This is a genomic window from Mycoplana sp. MJR14, from assembly GCF_029210525.1.
GTDB lineage: Bacteria > Pseudomonadota > Alphaproteobacteria > Rhizobiales > Rhizobiaceae > Mycoplana.
On sequence record NZ_JARGEO010000003.1, the window covers coordinates 305138 to 320198 of the forward strand.

15 protein-coding genes are annotated in these 15061 nt (G+C 65.8%); all 15 read left to right on the top strand.

Annotated elements, in window-relative coordinates:
• Positions 1–39: 39 nt before the first annotated feature.
• The 15 genes from P0086_RS09405 to nuoF all read left to right on the top strand — a co-directional run bounded on the left by P0086_RS09405 (position 40) and on the right by nuoF (position 15055).
• Positions 40–2295: an ABC transporter permease gene (locus tag P0086_RS09405; protein ID WP_275784907.1), complete on the top strand. Its 2256-nt coding sequence runs from the start codon at positions 40–42 to the stop codon at positions 2293–2295.
• On the top strand, positions 2285–3061 hold the full coding sequence (locus tag P0086_RS09410) for an ATP-binding cassette domain-containing protein (protein ID WP_275784910.1): 777 nt from the start codon (positions 2285–2287) through the stop codon (positions 3059–3061). The genes P0086_RS09405 and P0086_RS09410 overlap by 11 nt, the downstream gene beginning before the upstream one ends.
• 205 nt (positions 3062–3266) lie before the next feature.
• A complete protein-coding gene (locus tag P0086_RS09415; protein ID WP_112597070.1) occupies positions 3267–3767 on the top strand; it encodes an NADH-quinone oxidoreductase subunit J in 501 nt (166 codons plus the stop codon).
• Complete coding sequence (gene nuoK / locus P0086_RS09420) at positions 3767–4069, top strand: NADH-quinone oxidoreductase subunit NuoK (RefSeq protein ID WP_112597072.1); 303 nt, start codon at positions 3767–3769, stop codon at positions 4067–4069. The genes P0086_RS09415 and nuoK overlap by 1 nt, the downstream gene beginning before the upstream one ends.
• A 4-nt stretch (positions 4070–4073) precedes the next feature.
• Positions 4074–5537, top strand: coding sequence for a monovalent cation/H+ antiporter subunit D family protein (locus tag P0086_RS09425; RefSeq protein ID WP_275784913.1), 1464 nt, complete (start codon positions 4074–4076; stop codon positions 5535–5537).
• A complete protein-coding gene (locus P0086_RS09430; protein ID WP_275784915.1) occupies positions 5534–5788 on the top strand; it encodes a hypothetical protein in 255 nt (84 codons plus the stop codon). The genes P0086_RS09425 and P0086_RS09430 overlap by 4 nt, the downstream gene beginning before the upstream one ends.
• Positions 5781–7574: a Na(+)/H(+) antiporter subunit D gene (locus P0086_RS09435; protein ID WP_275784918.1), complete on the top strand. Its 1794-nt coding sequence runs from the start codon at positions 5781–5783 to the stop codon at positions 7572–7574. The genes P0086_RS09430 and P0086_RS09435 overlap by 8 nt, the downstream gene beginning before the upstream one ends.
• Before the next feature lie 5 nt (positions 7575–7579).
• The gene (locus tag P0086_RS09440) at positions 7580–9055 is read left to right on the top strand and encodes a NuoM family protein (protein WP_275784921.1); all 1476 of its coding nucleotides are present in this window, start codon (positions 7580–7582) and stop codon (positions 9053–9055) included.
• On the top strand, positions 9052–10491 hold the full coding sequence (locus tag P0086_RS09445) for an NADH-quinone oxidoreductase subunit N (RefSeq protein WP_275784924.1): 1440 nt from the start codon (positions 9052–9054) through the stop codon (positions 10489–10491). The genes P0086_RS09440 and P0086_RS09445 overlap by 4 nt, the downstream gene beginning before the upstream one ends.
• A 132-nt stretch (positions 10492–10623) precedes the next feature.
• The gene (locus P0086_RS09450) at positions 10624–10989 is read left to right on the top strand and encodes an NADH-quinone oxidoreductase subunit A (RefSeq protein WP_112607308.1); all 366 of its coding nucleotides are present in this window, start codon (positions 10624–10626) and stop codon (positions 10987–10989) included.
• On the top strand, positions 10977–11480 hold the full coding sequence (locus P0086_RS09455) for an NADH-quinone oxidoreductase subunit B (RefSeq protein WP_112607310.1): 504 nt from the start codon (positions 10977–10979) through the stop codon (positions 11478–11480). Before P0086_RS09450 ends, P0086_RS09455 begins: the two co-directional genes overlap by 13 nt.
• Positions 11477–12040, top strand: coding sequence for an NADH-quinone oxidoreductase subunit C (locus P0086_RS09460; RefSeq protein WP_275784931.1), 564 nt, complete (start codon positions 11477–11479; stop codon positions 12038–12040). Before P0086_RS09455 ends, P0086_RS09460 begins: the two co-directional genes overlap by 4 nt.
• Position 12041: 1 nt before the next feature.
• Positions 12042–13256 (top strand): NADH dehydrogenase (quinone) subunit D, encoded by a 1215-nt coding sequence (nuoD, locus tag P0086_RS09465; RefSeq protein WP_112607314.1) that lies wholly within the window; start codon positions 12042–12044, stop codon positions 13254–13256.
• A gap of 16 nt (positions 13257–13272) precedes the next feature.
• Entirely contained in the window at positions 13273–13785 is a 513-nt protein-coding gene (nuoE, locus tag P0086_RS09470) for an NADH-quinone oxidoreductase subunit NuoE (RefSeq protein WP_275784933.1), read from the top strand.
• A 4-nt stretch (positions 13786–13789) separates the two neighbouring features.
• Positions 13790–15055, top strand: a complete 1266-nt coding sequence (gene nuoF / locus P0086_RS09475; protein WP_275784935.1) for an NADH-quinone oxidoreductase subunit NuoF — start codon at positions 13790–13792, stop codon at positions 15053–15055.
• Positions 15056–15061 lie beyond the last annotated feature (6 nt).

The following is a 15061-nucleotide window of genomic DNA, read 5'->3' on the forward strand; positions in this document are numbered from 1 at the left end:
TCCCGCATCGCGGGCTGAAGAAGCAATCGGACCTCGCCCATGGTGCAACAGACGATTTCGCTCGGCCGACCACCTCCCCAGCTCGCTGGCGGCTGGGAGGCCGGGCTTTTGCTGTTCCTGGTCCTGCTCTACGCCGCGGGCGCGCTCGCAAACCCGACCTTCTTCGCTTCCACGGAGGCGCTCCATGCCCTGCTGCGCGACACCTCCCGGATCGGTATCATCGCGGTGGGGATGACCTTCGTCATCGTCAACAAGGACCTCGATCTCTCGGTCGGTTCCATCTACGGGCTCATCGCCGTGGTGTTCGCGCGGCTGTTTGCGCCCGGTCTGCTCGACCTCGGCATCGGGAGCGCGATCGTGCTATGCGGGCTTCTCGGGGCGGCGATCGGCCTCCTCAACGGGGTGCTCGTGACCGTCCTCAGGGCGCCGGCGTTCATCGCGACGCTGACGATGCTGTTCATCGGCCGCGGCCTCGTCCTGGCGCTGACCCAGGGCCAGGCGATCTACTATTCCGACCGGGCGGCCGAGTATCCCCGCTTCTTCCACCTGGGCGAAGCCAATGCGCTCGGCTTCAACAACCAGATCCTGGTCTTCGCCCTCGTCGCCACGGTCGGCGCCTGCGTGCTCGCCAAGACGCGCTGGGGCTACGAGACTTTCGCCACCGGCGGCAACGAGCAGGCGGCGATCTATGCCGGCATTCCGACGCGCTGGGTGCGCATCCGCGCCTATCTGATCTCGTCGTTGTGCGCGACCCTTGCGGCGCTCCTGTCGGCGGCACAGGACAAGGGGGTCACCCCACTCTACGGCGTCACCTGGGAGCTCACGGTGATCGCCGCGGTCATCATCGGCGGGGCGTCGATCCTCGGTGGCCGCGGCCGGGTGATCGGCTCCTGTCTCGGGGCTGCGGTCGTCGTCCTGATCGACAAGGTTCTGCGCGAGGGATGGCCGATCACGCGCATCGTCGTCATCGATGGGGAAAGCATCGCCGTCAACGCCCGGTTCACCCTGCCGGCGGGCGCCGTGCTGGTCTTCCTCGGGCTTCTTCTCGTCGCCGCGGTCCTGATCGAGCCGTACCTGATCCGCCGCCAGATCGCGGCAAGGGCCTGGGCCTGGCTGCGCGGCCGGCCGCCGCCGCCGGCCTCCGAGATGGGCGGAGTGGCCCTCGAAGGGGTGCAGACCAAGGGAGCCATGGCAAGCGACCTGGCGATGACGGCGACCGGCGTCGGCCGGTTTCTCGCCCGCCGTGACGCGCTTGCGATCATCCTGACGGCGCTCTTGTGGCTGACGGGGCTGGCGCTCAGGCCCGATTACTGGTGGAACCTCTCCAACACCTTCGCGATCCTGCTCAACTACACCGAGCTCGCGCTCATCGCCGTCGGGCTCACCTATGTCATCGCAGCCGGCGACATCGATCTCTCCGTCGGGGCGGTGCTGGCGCTCGCCGGCAGCACCGCGGCGTACTTCCTGAAGGTGGTGGGCGCCGATCCGATGACCGCGGTGGCGATGGGGCTGCTCGCGGGCATGACGGCCGGCCTCGTCAACGCCACCATCACGGTCGGCTTCAAGCTGCCGGCCTTCATCGCCACGCTCGGCATGTTCTACATCGCCCGCGGCCTTGCCGCCTGGTTCGTCGCCGGCCAGCAGCTGACCGGTTGGCCGGAGGGCTACAACCTGCTCGGCCGCAAGGCGAACGACGTCCTCCTCCATTTCGGCGTATCGCTGCCCCAAGGCTTGCTTCGCACCGTCGCCGAGGTCGTCAGCGTGCAGACGATCTGGATGGCCCTCGTCGCCCTGGTGGCCGGCGTCGTGCTCGCCTACACGCCGTTCGGGTTGAAGGTCCTCTCCACCGGGGGCAACCTCCGCGCCGCGAGCTATGCCGGCATCAACACGAACCGCGTCCGCTTCCTCGCACTCCTGCTGTCGGCGCTCTGCGCCTCGATGGCGGGGATCATCAACATCGCCTATTTCCGCAGTTTCAACCCGGTCGCCGGCCAGTTCCGCGAACTCGATGCCATCGCCTCGGTGATCATCGGCGGCGGCTCGATCTTCGGCGGCTACGGCACGATCATCGGCTCGCTCGCCGGCGCTGCGGCCATCACGCTCGTGCGTGCGCTGCTGCAGCTGAACGTCCAGGGGTTCACCATGCCGCAGCACTGGATCAACGTCTTCATCGGCGTCATCCTGATCGTGGCCGTGCTCATCGACATCTGGGTGCGCCAGGCAAACCTCGTCGGTCGCCTGAGGGCGCGTCTGGCGCAACGCAAACCGGCATCGGAGGCGCCGCATGCGGGATGACGCTGAAACACCGATCGTGGAGATGAAAGGGATCGAGAAGGCCTTCGGGGCGGTGCAGGCGCTGCGCTCGGTCGACCTCGTGCTCTATCCCGGCGAAATCCTCGGCCTGGTCGGCGACAATTCCGCCGGCAAGTCGACGCTGATGAAGATCCTGACGGGCGCCTACCAGCGCGACGCCGGGGAGATATTCGTCGCCGGCCGGCCGGTGCACTTCAAGAGCCCGCACGAGAGCCGCGACGCCGGCATCGAGATGATCTACCAGGATTTCGCACTCTGCGGGAACATGGACGTCGGCCAGAACATCTTTCTCGGCCGCTGGCCCTTGAGGGGGCCATTCGTCAGCCGGCGCCGGATGTATGCGGAGGCCGACAGGGTGCTGAAGCGCCTCAAGGTCGACGTCAACTCGGTCTACCAGAAGGTCGAGAGCCTGTCGGGCGGCCGCCAGCAATCGGTGGCAATCGCCCGCGCCATCTCCTTCGAGCCGCGTGTGGTGATCCTCGACGAGCCGACGGCCAACCTTTCGGCGATGGCGACCGAACGCCTGCTGGAAACGATGCTCGAACTCAAGAGGCAGGGCGTCGCCCAGATCATCATCTCGCACCGCCTGGTCGACATATTCGCGGTCGGCGACCGCGTCATGGTCCTGAAACGCGGCGAGTTCGTCGGCGACCGCTACATCCGGCAGACCGACGAGCACGAGGTCCTGGAGATCATCGTTTCCGGGACGCGGCAGAGCGCATTGACGGCGGACCAAGCAAGGCGATAGCGCCTGTTGTGGCGGCCGCTTCTCCGGCCTCGCGCCGGTCGGGCCCGCGACGCAAGCACTCCGAGGATGCCCCTGGCTCGTGACAATATTCTTGTGAAAAACAGAATACTAGGGCACAATTTGTGCATGCACCCCGAAGTGCGGAACTATCTCAATTCCGGCCATCTCGCGCCGATTGACAGTTCGCGTGGGAGGGCCGGCGTCAATGGACCAGGGGTTCTTTCTTCTGTTCGCCACGGTGTCCGTGATCACGGCCCTGATGCTGGTCGTGGCGCGAAATCCGGTGCACAGCGCCCTGGCGCTGATGGCCTGTTTCCTGCAGATTTCGGCAATCTTCGTCCTGCTCGAGGCGCCGCTGCTCGCGGTGATCCAGATCTTCGTCTATGTCGGCGCGATCATGGTCCTGTTCCTGTTCGTGATCATGATGATCGATATGCGCGAAGCCGTGCTGCAGCGGTTCTTGCCGGGCGGCAACCTGCCGGCCCTGGTGCTGCTGGTCGTGCTCGGGGTCGAGATGATCGTGCTGGTGTTCTGGAGCGACAGCTTCTCGGTCGCGACGCCTGCCACAGCCGGCGGCGGCGATACGATCCGGACGCTCGGCACGACGCTCTTTGCCGACTATCTCCTGCCGTTTGAAGCCGCCTCCGTCATCCTGCTCGTGGCCCTCGTCGGCGCCATCGTCCTGGCGCGGAAGGAGCCGGGCTGATGGTGCCGCTTTCCTGGTCTGTCCTGCTCGGCGTGGTCCTGTTCGTCATCGGCGCGGGAGGCGTGCTGCTTAGGCGCAACATCCTCGTCGTATTGATGTCGCTGGAGCTGCTGCTCAACTCGGTCAACATCAACTTCATCGCCTTCGGGCGTCACTACGACGATTTCCGCGGCCAGATCTTTGCGATCTTCGTGATCGCCATCACGGCGGCGGAAGTCGCCGTCGCCCTTGGCATCCTCGTCGCACTCGTGAGGAACAAGCACACCCTCAAGGTGGACGACGTCACCATCATGAAAGGATAGCGGCTTGGACCCGGCGATTTCGATCCGGCCGCTTGTTGCCGTCGCCGTTCCCGGTCTGGCGGCGCTCGCCATCCTTGTGCTGCGCAACCGCGAAACGCTGAGGGACGCCGTTTCGCCGCTCGCTGCGGTCATCCTGCTTGCGATCGTCGCCTCGATGGCGCCGACGGTGCTTTCAGGCGGGACGGTCGATCTGCGCCTTTTCGAGATCCTGCCGGGGATCGACTTCGCGTTCCGGGCCGACGCGCTCGGCATGGTGTTCGCCACGGTGTCGTCGCTCCTGTGGGTGCTGGCTGCGATCTACTCCATCGGCTACATGCGGCACCTGAACGAGCACGCACAGACCCGCTTCTTCGCCTGTTTCGCCACCAGCATCGCTGCAGCCGTCGGCGGCGCCTTCGCCGCCAATCTGTTCACGCTGGTCATCTTCTACGAGGTGCTGAGCCTCGTGACCTACCCGCTCGTCTATCACCACGAGGACGAGGAGGGATGGAGGGGCGCCCGCAAGTACCTCGTCTATCTGATGGGCGCCTCGAAGAGCGTCCTTCTCGCGGCGCTGGCGCTGACCTACACCATCGCAGGCTCGCTCGACTTCGTGCCGGGCGGGCTTCTGGCGGATGCCAACGCCTCGCCGGCGCTGCTGGCGACCGTCTACTTCTGCTACCTGTTCGGCTTCGCCAAGGCGGCCGTCATGCCGATGCACGCCTGGCTGCCTGCCGCCATGGTGGCGCCGACACCGGTGAGCGCGCTCCTGCATGCCGTGGCCGTGGTCAAGATGGGCGTGTTCTGCGTGCTGCGGCTGGTGTTCGACGTCTTCGGGGTCGGGCTGGTCGGCAGGCTCGGTCTCGGCATCGCCACCGCCTACCTGGTTTCGTTCACGATCCTGATGGCGTCGGTCTACGCCCTGACGCGGGACGACCTGAAGGCAAGGCTCGCCTATTCGACGGTGAGCCAGCTCTCCTACATCGTGCTGGGCGCGGTTCTGGTGTCGCCGGTCGCGATGGTCGGCGGCATCATCCATATCGCCGCGCACGCCTTCTCCAAGATCACGCTCTTCTTTTGCGCCGGCTCGATCTATTGCGCGTCGGGAAAACGCAACATCAGCGACATGGCCGGCATCGGCCGCAGGTTGCCCTGGACGATGGGCGCCTTTTTCGTCGCGTCGCTGAGCATGATCGGGATCCCGCCGACAGCCGGTTTCGTCAGCAAGTGGTATCTGGCGCAGGGAACGGTGGAGGGAGGGCAGGTCGCCTTCCTGGTCGTGCTCCTGGCGAGTTCGGTCCTCAACGCGGCCTACTTCCTGCCGGTCAGCTATGCCGCCTTCTTCCAGCCGGAGCCACAGGACGGTCGGGCGCCGGTTCGCGAGATTCCGATGGTGGCCGTCCCGCTGGTGGCGACCGCGGCGCTCTCGGTCTTGATGGGGATCTTCCCCGGCTATTTTCTCACGCTCGCGGACGGAGTGGTCAGATGATCAGGCATATCGTCGACTTCTTTGGTGACGAGGCCCAGACGCGGCTCCGCCGCCGGCTGTTCTATCTGGTGCTGGTCCTGGTCGTCGCCGCAGACTTCGTCGTTCCCCGCGAACACGCCGAATATCTCTGGGAGCGCCTGCCGGGCTGGTCGGCCGCCTATGGCTTCGGCTCCTGCGTGCTGCTGATCTTCGTTTCCAAGTTCCTTGGCCACCAAGGCGGGCTGATGCGGCGCGAGGACTATTATGACTGATGTCTTCGTAGATCCGGGCCTGCTGTTCATCCTCGGCGCCCTGCCGATCCCCTTCCTCAAGGGGGCGATCCGCAACGCCTACCTGCTGCTGATCCCGGTGCTGGCGATCCTCGCCGTGCTGACGCTGCAGCCGGGCACCTACGGTGCGGCAAGCTTCGCCGGCCAGGACATTCTCTTCGCAAAGGTCGACAAGCTCAGCATCGTCTTCGCCACCGTCTTCACCCTCATGGCGCTGATCGGCATGGTCTATGCGCTGCACGTAACGGCTGCTGGCCAGCATGTGGCGGCCTTCGTCTATGTCGGCAGCGCGCTCGGGGTGGTGTTCGCCGGCGACTACCTGACCCTCTACCTGTTCTGGGAGGCAATGGCGTTCGCGTCCGCCTACCTGGTCTTCGCGCAGGGCGGGGAGCAGGCGATCCGGGCCGGATTCCGCTATCTGATGGTCCATATCACCGGCGGCCTCGCCCTGTTCGGCGGCATCGTTCTGCACGGGCTCGCCACCGGCTCGCTGCTCTTCGGTCCGATCGAAGGCGGCCCGATCGGAGGCGGCCCGATCGAAGGCGGTATGGGCCTGGGCGCCTACCTGATCATGGCCGGGTTCCTGCTCAATGCGGCGGTGCCGCCGCTCAATGCCTGGCTCACGGACGCCTATCCCGAGGCGACCGTCACGGGCGCCGTGTTCATGAGCGCGTTTACCACCAAGACGGCCGTCTATGTGCTCGCGCGGGCGTTCCCGGGCACCGAGCTTCTGGTGGTGCTCGGCACCGTGATGGCGCTTTATGGCGTCGTCTACGCGGTGCTGGAAAACGACTGTCGGCGGCTGCTCGCCTATCACATCGTCAGCCAGGTGGGCTACATGGTGGCGGGCGTCGGCATCGGCACCGAACTGGCGGTGAACGGGGCCACCAGCCATGCCTTCGCGCATATCCTCTACAAGGCGCTGCTCTTCATGGGGGCCGGCGCGGTGATCTATGTCACCGGCCGGCGCAAGCTCACCGAGCTCGGCGGGCTCTACAGGACCATGCCGTGGACGGTGGCGCTCTACATGGTCGGCGCCCTTGCCATCTCGGCCTTCCCGTTGTTCTCCGGCTTCGTCACCAAATCGATGGTGGTGGCGGCGGCCGGACAGGATCATCGCGCGCTGGTGATGCTGGCGCTGACGATGGCCTCGTCGGGGACGTTCCTGCACACCGGGCTGAAGCTGCCCTACTACATGTTCTTCGGCACGGACCGGAAGCTGCAGGCGCGCGAGCCGCCGCGCAACATGCTGGTCGCCATGGCCATGGCGGCGGTGCTCTGCATCGCGATCGGGGTGTTCCCCGGTCCGCTCTATGCGCTTCTTCCCTATCCGGTCGCCTTCGAGCCCTACACCGGGCAGCACGTCACCGAGAGCCTCGGAATCCTGATGTTCACGGCCCTGGGGTTCGTGCTGTTCCTCAAGGCGCTCGACCCGGAGAACACGATCAGCCTCGACACCGACTGGTTCTATCGCAAGGGGGCGCGCGCCTTCATGTGGCTCGCCGAGCGACCGCTTGCGCGCTACGAACAGGCGGTGAGCAGCGTCTCCGAGGCCGTGGTGCTGCCGTTCCTGCATGGGGCGGCGCGGCTGGGGTTGCGGTTTGATCTCGGCGGCGTCGACGCCGTCGTGAACGGTGTCGCCCGCTCGGTCCTGCGCGGCGGCGGGGCGCTGCGGCGGCTGCAGACCGGCGTCGTGACCCACTATGCACTGGCGATGATCGCCGGCGTCGTCGCCGCCGTCGTCGTCTTTGCCGTGGCCTGGAGGTAGCGGCGATGGGGTTGCCGCTGCTCAGCCTCATTGTCCTTGTGCCCGCCGCCGGGGCCGTGGTCCTGATGGTTCTGCGCAGCGACGGCGCGGTGCGGTGGACGGCGCTCGCCGTCACCCTCCTCGACCTCGCGCTCTGCATCGCCATGCTCTCCGGTTTCGACACCACGACCCATGCGATGCAGTTTGCCGAAAGATACCCGTGGGTGCCGGCGCTCGGGATCGCCTTTGCGCTCGGCGTCGACGGCATCAGCGCACTCTTCGTGTTCCTGACGGCGCTGTTGGGCACGGTCTGCGTGCTCGCCTCGTGGGTCGCGATCGAAAGCAGGGTCAAGGCGTTCATGGTCAGCCTGCTCGCCATGCAGGCATTGATGCTCGGGGTGTTCTGCGCGCTCGACCTCTTCCTCTTCTACGTCTGCTGGGAGGCGATGCTGATCCCGATGTATCTGATCATCGGCATCTGGGGCGGAGAGGGCCGGATCTATGCGGCGTTCAAGTTCTTCCTCTACACGCTGGCCGGCAGCCTGCTGTTCCTGGTCGGCGTCATCGTGCTCTACCGGCATGGCGGACGGACCTTCGATATCCTCGCCCTGACGGCGCAGGACCTGCCGTTCGGGATCCAGTCGTGGTTGTTCTTCGCCTTCCTCGTCGCCTTTGCCGTCAAAGTGCCGATGGTGCCGGTTCATACCTGGCTGCCGGATGCCCATGTGCAGGCGCCGACCGCCGGCAGCATCATCCTCGCCGGCGTGCTGCTGAAGATGGGCGCCTATGGCTTCTTGAGGTTCTCGCTGCCGATGCTGCCGGAGGCGTCGGTCTACTATTCGACGCTGATGCTGGCGCTGTCGGCGCTTGCGATCGTCTATGGCGGGCTGCTGGCGCTGGCGCAGGACGACCTGAAGAAGCTGGTGGCCTATTCCAGCATCAGCCACATGGGTTTCGTGACGCTCGGCATCTTCGCGCTGAACCTCCGCGGGCTCCAGGGCGGCATCCTGCAGATGTTCAACCATGGCGTGACGACGGGCGCGCTGTTCCTCTTCGTCGGCCTGATCTACGAGCGGACGCACACGCGCAGCATCGCCGACTATGGCGGGCTGATGAAGCTCGTGCCGGTCTACACCTCGTTTCTGGCGCTGTTCACCCTGTCGTCGATGGCGCTGCCGGGGACGAACTCCTTCGTCGGCGAGCTGCTGGTGCTGTCCGGCGGATTTGCGGCCAACCTGGCGTTCGGCGCGATGGCCGTCCTGGGCGCCTTGCTGGGCGCTGCCTACCTGCTTGGCATGTATGGCAAGGTCGCGCTCGGTCCGGTGAGCCTGGTCACGCCATACAAGATGCGCGACGTGAACGCCCGCGAGATGGCGGCGATCCTGCCGCTGGCCGTCTTCGTGCTTTGGGTCGGGCTCTATCCGAAGCCCTTTCTCGCCATCACCGACGCCTCGGTGAGGTACCTGCTCGTGCAGGTCAACGCTGAGGGGACCGGCCGATGAACGCGGCAACGCTCTACCAGTCGGCCGTGGCGAGCCTGCCCGAGATCGTGGTGATCACCGGCGCCTGCATCCTGCTGATCCTCGGACAGCTCGTGCGGAAGCGACGGGAGGACGTCCTCCTCTGGGCCTCCGTCGCGGTCGTGGCGATTGCCGCTCTTTTGACCCTGATGCCGGCGGGCGAGGTCCGCACGGCCTATGCCGGCATGTTCGTCGCCGACAGCTTCTCCGTCTTCTTCAAGTCGATCTTCTACCTGACCACGCTCCTGACGTTCCTGCTGTCGCGCAGATACGCCGCTCTCGAGGGGATCGGGAGCAGCGAATACTATGTCCTGCTGCTCTTCACCCTCTCGGGGATGATGATCATGGCCTCGGCGACGGATCTCCTGTCGATCTATGTGGGCCTCGAGCTGACGGTGCTCTGCACCTACGTGCTGACCGGTTTCCTGCGGCACGAGCGGCGGTCGAACGAGGCGGCGCTGAAATATGTGATCCTGGGTGCCGTCTCGACCGGGATTTTCCTCTACGGCGTCTCGCTGGTCTATGGTCTCACCGGCACGACGCAACTGGACGCGATGGCCGCGGCGGTGGCCGGCGATCCACGCGATCCCGGATTGCTGCTGGCGGTGGTCTTCATCGTCGCAGGCCTGGTTTTCAAGGTCGGCGCGGTGCCGTTCCACATGTGGGTGCCGGATGTCTACGAGGGCGCGCCGACGACGATCACCGCGTTCATGTCGGTCGGACCGAAGGCGGCGGGCTTCGCGGTGATCCTGCGGGTGTTCCTCAACCCGCTGGTCGCCGGCTCGGACGCCTGGATCGTCGTCGCCGTGATCGCCGTGGTGACGATGGCGCTCGGCAGCTTCGTGGCGCTGGTGCAGGACAACTTCAAGCGCCTGCTCGCCTATTCCAGCATCGCCCATGCGGGGTTCGCGCTGTTCGGCATCGTGGCGGGCGGCGCGGACGGGATCGCCAGCGTGATGCTCTACCTCTTGATCTACGCCTTCATGAATCTCGGCATATTCGGCATCGTCATCATGATGCGGAACGGCGCCTTCTCCGGTGAGGTCATCGAGGACTATGCCGGTTTCGCCAGGTCGCATGCCGTGCTGGCGCTCCTGATGCTGCTCTATCTGTTCTCGCTGGCCGGCATTCCGCCGACGGCCGGGTTCTTCGCCAAGTTCTACGTGCTGGTCGCGCTCGTCGAGCGGGGCTTCGTCGTCCTGGCGGTCATCGCAGTGCTCTTGAGCGCCGTCGCCGCCTATTTCTACATCCGCATCGTCATGCTGATCTACATGCGCGAGCCGACAAGGGCGTTCGAACCGGCTCTGCCGCCGATGGTCCGCGCCACGCTCGCCGTGACGGCCGCCGGCACGATCGGCATCGGCCTGTTTCCGGCGTGGTTTCTGCAGCTTGCCCAGAACGCCGTGTTTGGCGGCTAATCGATTGGATTTGCAATGGTCCGGCCGCCGGAATAGACTTGAAGCCAGGAAAGGATGCCCAAGGCCCTTCCTCCGGGACGACAGCACGAGCAGTCCCGAAGCGCGGCCTGAGCAAAGCCAAGGTGAACGGCCATGGCTGCAATGGAATTCCTGCCGGTACTTTTCATGATCGCCGGAATCGTTCTGGTGGCGCTGGCGACGCTTTTTGTCTCCTCGCTGCTGCGCCCGTCCAATCCCTATCCTGAAAAGAATGCCCCCTACGAATGCGGCATGGATGCCGCAGGTGAGGCTGCCGGCGGCCGTTTCCGGGTGCCGTTCTTCATCCTCGCGATCCTGTTGGTGGTCTTCGATGTCGAGGCGATGTTCCTCTTTCCCTGGGCCGTCGTCCTGAAAGACATCGGGCTCGTCGGCTACGTCGAGATGTTCGTCTTCATGCTGCTGCTTCTCGTGGGCTTCGCCTACGCCTGGCTGAAGGGAGCGCTGGAATGGGAGGAGTAGGAAACGCCATCCGAGACAGCGTTCTTTTCACCACGGCCGACAGCGTCATCAACTGGAGCCGGCGGTCGGCCTTGTGGCCCGAGACCTTCGGTATCGCCTGCTGCGCCATCGAGATGATCTCGGCCGGATGCGCGCGCTATGATCTCGACCGGTTCGGCGTGGTGTTCCGCCCTTCGCCGCGCCAGTCCGACGTGATGATCATCGCCGGTACCGTGACCCGCAAGTTCGCGCCCGTCGTGCGCCGGCTCTACGACCAGATGCCCGAGCCGCGCTGGGTGATCGCCATGGGGACCTGCGCCATTTCCGGCGGCGTCTACAACACCTACGCCGTGGTGCAGGGCTCGGAGACTTTCGTGCCCGTCGACGTGCATGTGCCCGGCTGTCCGCCGCGGCCCGAGGCGCTGATGCACGGGTTCCTGCTGCTTCAGGAGAAGATCAAGCGGTCCCGCGCGCTGGCCGGAACGCCGCCCGACCGGGTCGCAGCGTCATGAGCGCGGAGATGTCCCTCATCCGCACCCTGATCGCGGAACGCTTCGGGGAGGCCATCGAGGCGCTCGGCTTCTCGCACGGGGTCCATGCCTTCGCCGCGCCGCCCGGCATGATCGTCGAGCTTTGCCGGTTCCTGAAGGAGCATCCGGCGCTGCGGTTCAATTTCCTCTCCGACGTCTGCGGGGTCGACCACTATCCCGAAACGCCGCGCTACGAGGCGGTGTACCACCTCTATTCGCTGCCGAACAAATGGCGCATCCGGATCAAGTGCCGGCTGGGTGATCCGCCGCGGATCCCCTCGGTCACGGGCGTCTGGCGCACCGCCAACTGGCACGAACGCGAGGCTTGGGACATGTACGGCATCCGCTTCGAGGGCCATCCCGATCTGCGCCGGATCTACATGTGGGAAGGCTTCGAAGGCTTTCCCCAGCGCAAGGATTTTCCCCTGCGCGGCTACAGGGACAAGCTGAACCCCTTCGGGGCCGAGGGGCCGCCGCCGACGGAGCCCGACCTCGCCACCCGGGAGATACCGCAAGGAGGCCGTTTGACGCCGGAGCGTTGAGATGACCGAAGTCACCGAACTCGAGAGGCCGGAAGGCGAAGCGCTGAACACCAGGGAAGTGCTTCTCAACCTCGGCCCGCAGCACCCCAGCACCCATGGGGTTCTCCGGCTCGTGCTCGAACTGGACGGCGAGTACGTCGAGCGCGTCGATCCGCATATTGGCTACCTCCACCGCGGCACGGAGAAGCTGGCGGAGAGCTTCACCTATACCCAGATCTTCCCGCTGACGGACCGGCTCGACTATCTCTGTCCGCCCTCCAACAACCTGGCGTTCGCGCTGGCGGTGGAGAAGCTCCTCGGCATCGAGGCGCCGATCCGCGCGCAGTACATCCGCGTCATGATGGCCGAGCTGGCGCGGATATCCGGTCACCTGCTGATCACCGGCGCGCTGCCGATGGACCTCGGCGCCATGACCGCGCTGCTCTACGCCATGCGCGAGCGCGAGATGATCATGGACCTCCTTGAAATGATCACCGGCGCGCGCATGCACACCTCCTTCTGCAGGGTCGGCGGCGTGCGCGAGGACCTGCCGGACGGGTTCCTGCCCAAGATCCGGGAATTCTGCGACATCTTCCCGAACCGGATCCGCGACTATGAACGGCTGCTGGAGAACAACCGCGTGTTCCTCAAGCGCACGGAAGGCATCGGCGTGATCTCCGGCGAGGACGCCGTCGATCTCGGCCTGAGCGGCCCGAACCTGCGTGCCTCCGGCGTCGACTGGGACATCCGGCGCGACGAGCCCTACGAGATCTACGACCGGCTCGATTTCAACGTCGTCACGCGCCCGGAAGGCGATTGCTACGCCCGCTGGCGCTGCCGGGTCGAGGAGATGCGCGAAAGCATCCGCATCATCGAGCAATGCCTCGACCAGATGCCCGAAGGCCCGTTCCAGGTCGACATGCCGACGATCGCCTTCCCCGTGGACAAGGAGCGCGTGCACTGCTCGATGGAGGCGCTGATCCAGCATTTCGACCTGTCGGCCTACGGCTTCGCCGTGCCTAGGGGCGAAGTCTATTCCGCAATCGAAGCGCCGAAGGGGGAGCTGGGGTTCTACATCATCAGCGACGGATCGCCGAAGCCGTTCCGCATGAAGGTGCGGGCGCCGTCCTTCGTCAACCTGCAGGCGCTCTTCGGCGTATCCAACGCCCGCTACCTGGCCGACATGATCGCCGTGCTCGGCAGCCTCGACCCGGTGATGGCGGAGGTGGACAAGTAGAGGAGGTTTGAACGCGATGGGCATGCGCGAACAGATCGAGACGGCGGCGGCGCGGTATCCCGACCGGCGCTCGGCGATCATGCCCGCGCTGCTGATCGCGCAGAAGGCGCATGGGCATCTGCCCGGCCCGGTGCTGGAGGAGGTGGCCGACATCCTCGGCGTCGAGCGGATCTGGGTCTATGAGCTCGCCACCTTCTACACGCTGTTCCATACCGAACCGGTGGGCCGGTACCACCTGCAGCTCTGCGACAATATCGCCTGCATGCTGTGCGGGGCCGAGCGCCTGTTGGCGCACATGGAAACGGTGCTCGGGATCAGCAAGGGCGAGACCACTCCGGACGGGCTGTTCACGATTTCGACCGTCGAGTGCCTCGGTGCCTGCGAGATGGCGCCGGTGATGCAGGTCGGCGACGACTATCACGGCAACCTCGATGCCGCACGGCTGGACGCGCTCCTGGGAAGCCTTCGGGCGGATGCCGGGCGGTTGGCGACCGTCGACCCCGCATCCGCGCCATCACCGGGAGAATAGCGCCATGTTCGAGCCGGTTCTCCTCAAAAACATCGACGTGCCGGACAGTCACCTGCTGTCGACCTACGAGGCCGGCGGCGGCTACCGGGCGCTGGCGAAGGTGTTGCGCGAATTCTCGCCGGACGACGTGGTCGAGCTCGTCAAGCAGTCCAACCTGCGCGGTCGCGGTGGCGCGGGCTTCCCGACGGGCATGAAGTGGAGCTTCGTGCCCAAGCGCGCCGACAAGCCGAAGTATCTGTGCTGCAACGCCGACGAGGGAGAACCCGGCACCTTCAAGGACCGGATCATCATGGAGCGCGACCCGCACCAGCTCATCGAGGGGCTGGCGGTCAGCGCCTATGCGATCGGGGCCAAGACCGCCTATGTCTATGTCCGCGGGGAATATGTGACAGCGATCCGTCGCCTCGAGCAGGCGATCGCCGAGGCGCAGGCGAAGGGGTATCTCGGCACGGGCATTCTCGGTACGGACTTCGCCTTCGCCGTGCACATCCATTGCGGCGCCGGCGCCTATATCTGCGGCGAAGAGACCGCGATGCTCGAATCGCTCGAGGGCAGGCGGGCGCAACCGCGGCTCAAGCCGCCGTTCCCGGCCGTTGCCGGGCTCTATGCCAGCCCGACCGTGATCAACAATGTCGAGACGCTCGCCTGCGTGCCGCACATCGTCGTGCGGGGGGCGGACTGGTTTCGAAATATCGGCCCGGCCAAGAGCCCCGGCCCGAAGCTCTATTGCCTGAGCGGCCAGGTACGAAAACCCGGCCTCTACGAGCTGCCGATGGGAATACCGCTGCGCGAACTGGTCGAGGAGCACGCCGGCGGCGCCCTTCCGGGACGCCGGATCAAGGCGGTGATCCCGGGCGGGGTCTCGGCGCCGGTGATCCCGGAGCGCGGGCTGGACGTGAGCATGGATTTCGATTCGCTCGCTGCCGTGGGCTCCATGCTCGGCTCGGCCGGCGTCGTCGTGATCGACGATACGACCTGCATGGTCAAGGTGGCCACCCGGATCGTCGAGTTCTTCCATCACGAGTCGTGCGGCAAGTGCACGCCGTGCCGGGAGGGACTGAACTGGGCCGTGAAGGTGATGCGCCGGATCGAGGCAGGGGAGGGCGAGCCGGGCGATCTGGAGCAGCTGGACGGGCTCTGCAAGGGCATTTTCGGCAACACGTTCTGTGCCCTGGGCGATGGCGCCGCCATGGGTTTGCGGGCAGCGCTGGCGCATTTCCGCGACGAGTTCGCCGCCCATATCGAGGAGCACAGGTGCCCGTTTCACTGAAGAGCC

What these genes read in the sequence shown, in the direction of transcription:
- P0086_RS09460 (WP_275784931.1), top strand. Translation starts at nt 11,477, where the DNA reads ATGAGCGCGGAGATGTCCCTCATCCGCACCCTGATCGCGGAACGCTTC.
- nuoF (WP_275784935.1), top strand. Translation starts at nt 13,790, where the DNA reads ATGTTCGAGCCGGTTCTCCTCAAAAACATCGACGTGCCGGACAGTCAC.
- P0086_RS09450 (WP_112607308.1), top strand. Translation starts at nt 10,624, where the DNA reads ATGGCTGCAATGGAATTCCTGCCGGTACTTTTCATGATCGCCGGAATC.
- P0086_RS09430 (WP_275784915.1), top strand. Translation starts at nt 5,534, where the DNA reads ATGATCAGGCATATCGTCGACTTCTTTGGTGACGAGGCCCAGACGCGG.
- P0086_RS09415 (WP_112597070.1), top strand. Translation starts at nt 3,267, where the DNA reads ATGGACCAGGGGTTCTTTCTTCTGTTCGCCACGGTGTCCGTGATCACG.
- P0086_RS09440 (WP_275784921.1), top strand. Translation starts at nt 7,580, where the DNA reads ATGGGGTTGCCGCTGCTCAGCCTCATTGTCCTTGTGCCCGCCGCCGGG.
- P0086_RS09410 (WP_275784910.1), top strand. Translation starts at nt 2,285, where the DNA reads ATGCGGGATGACGCTGAAACACCGATCGTGGAGATGAAAGGGATCGAG.
- P0086_RS09435 (WP_275784918.1), top strand. Translation starts at nt 5,781, where the DNA reads ATGACTGATGTCTTCGTAGATCCGGGCCTGCTGTTCATCCTCGGCGCC.
- P0086_RS09455 (WP_112607310.1), top strand. Translation starts at nt 10,977, where the DNA reads ATGGGAGGAGTAGGAAACGCCATCCGAGACAGCGTTCTTTTCACCACG.
- nuoD (WP_112607314.1), top strand. Translation starts at nt 12,042, where the DNA reads ATGACCGAAGTCACCGAACTCGAGAGGCCGGAAGGCGAAGCGCTGAAC.
- P0086_RS09405 (WP_275784907.1), top strand. Translation starts at nt 40, where the DNA reads ATGGTGCAACAGACGATTTCGCTCGGCCGACCACCTCCCCAGCTCGCT.
- nuoE (WP_275784933.1), top strand. Translation starts at nt 13,273, where the DNA reads ATGGGCATGCGCGAACAGATCGAGACGGCGGCGGCGCGGTATCCCGAC.
- P0086_RS09445 (WP_275784924.1), top strand. Translation starts at nt 9,052, where the DNA reads ATGAACGCGGCAACGCTCTACCAGTCGGCCGTGGCGAGCCTGCCCGAG.
- nuoK (WP_112597072.1), top strand. Translation starts at nt 3,767, where the DNA reads ATGGTGCCGCTTTCCTGGTCTGTCCTGCTCGGCGTGGTCCTGTTCGTC.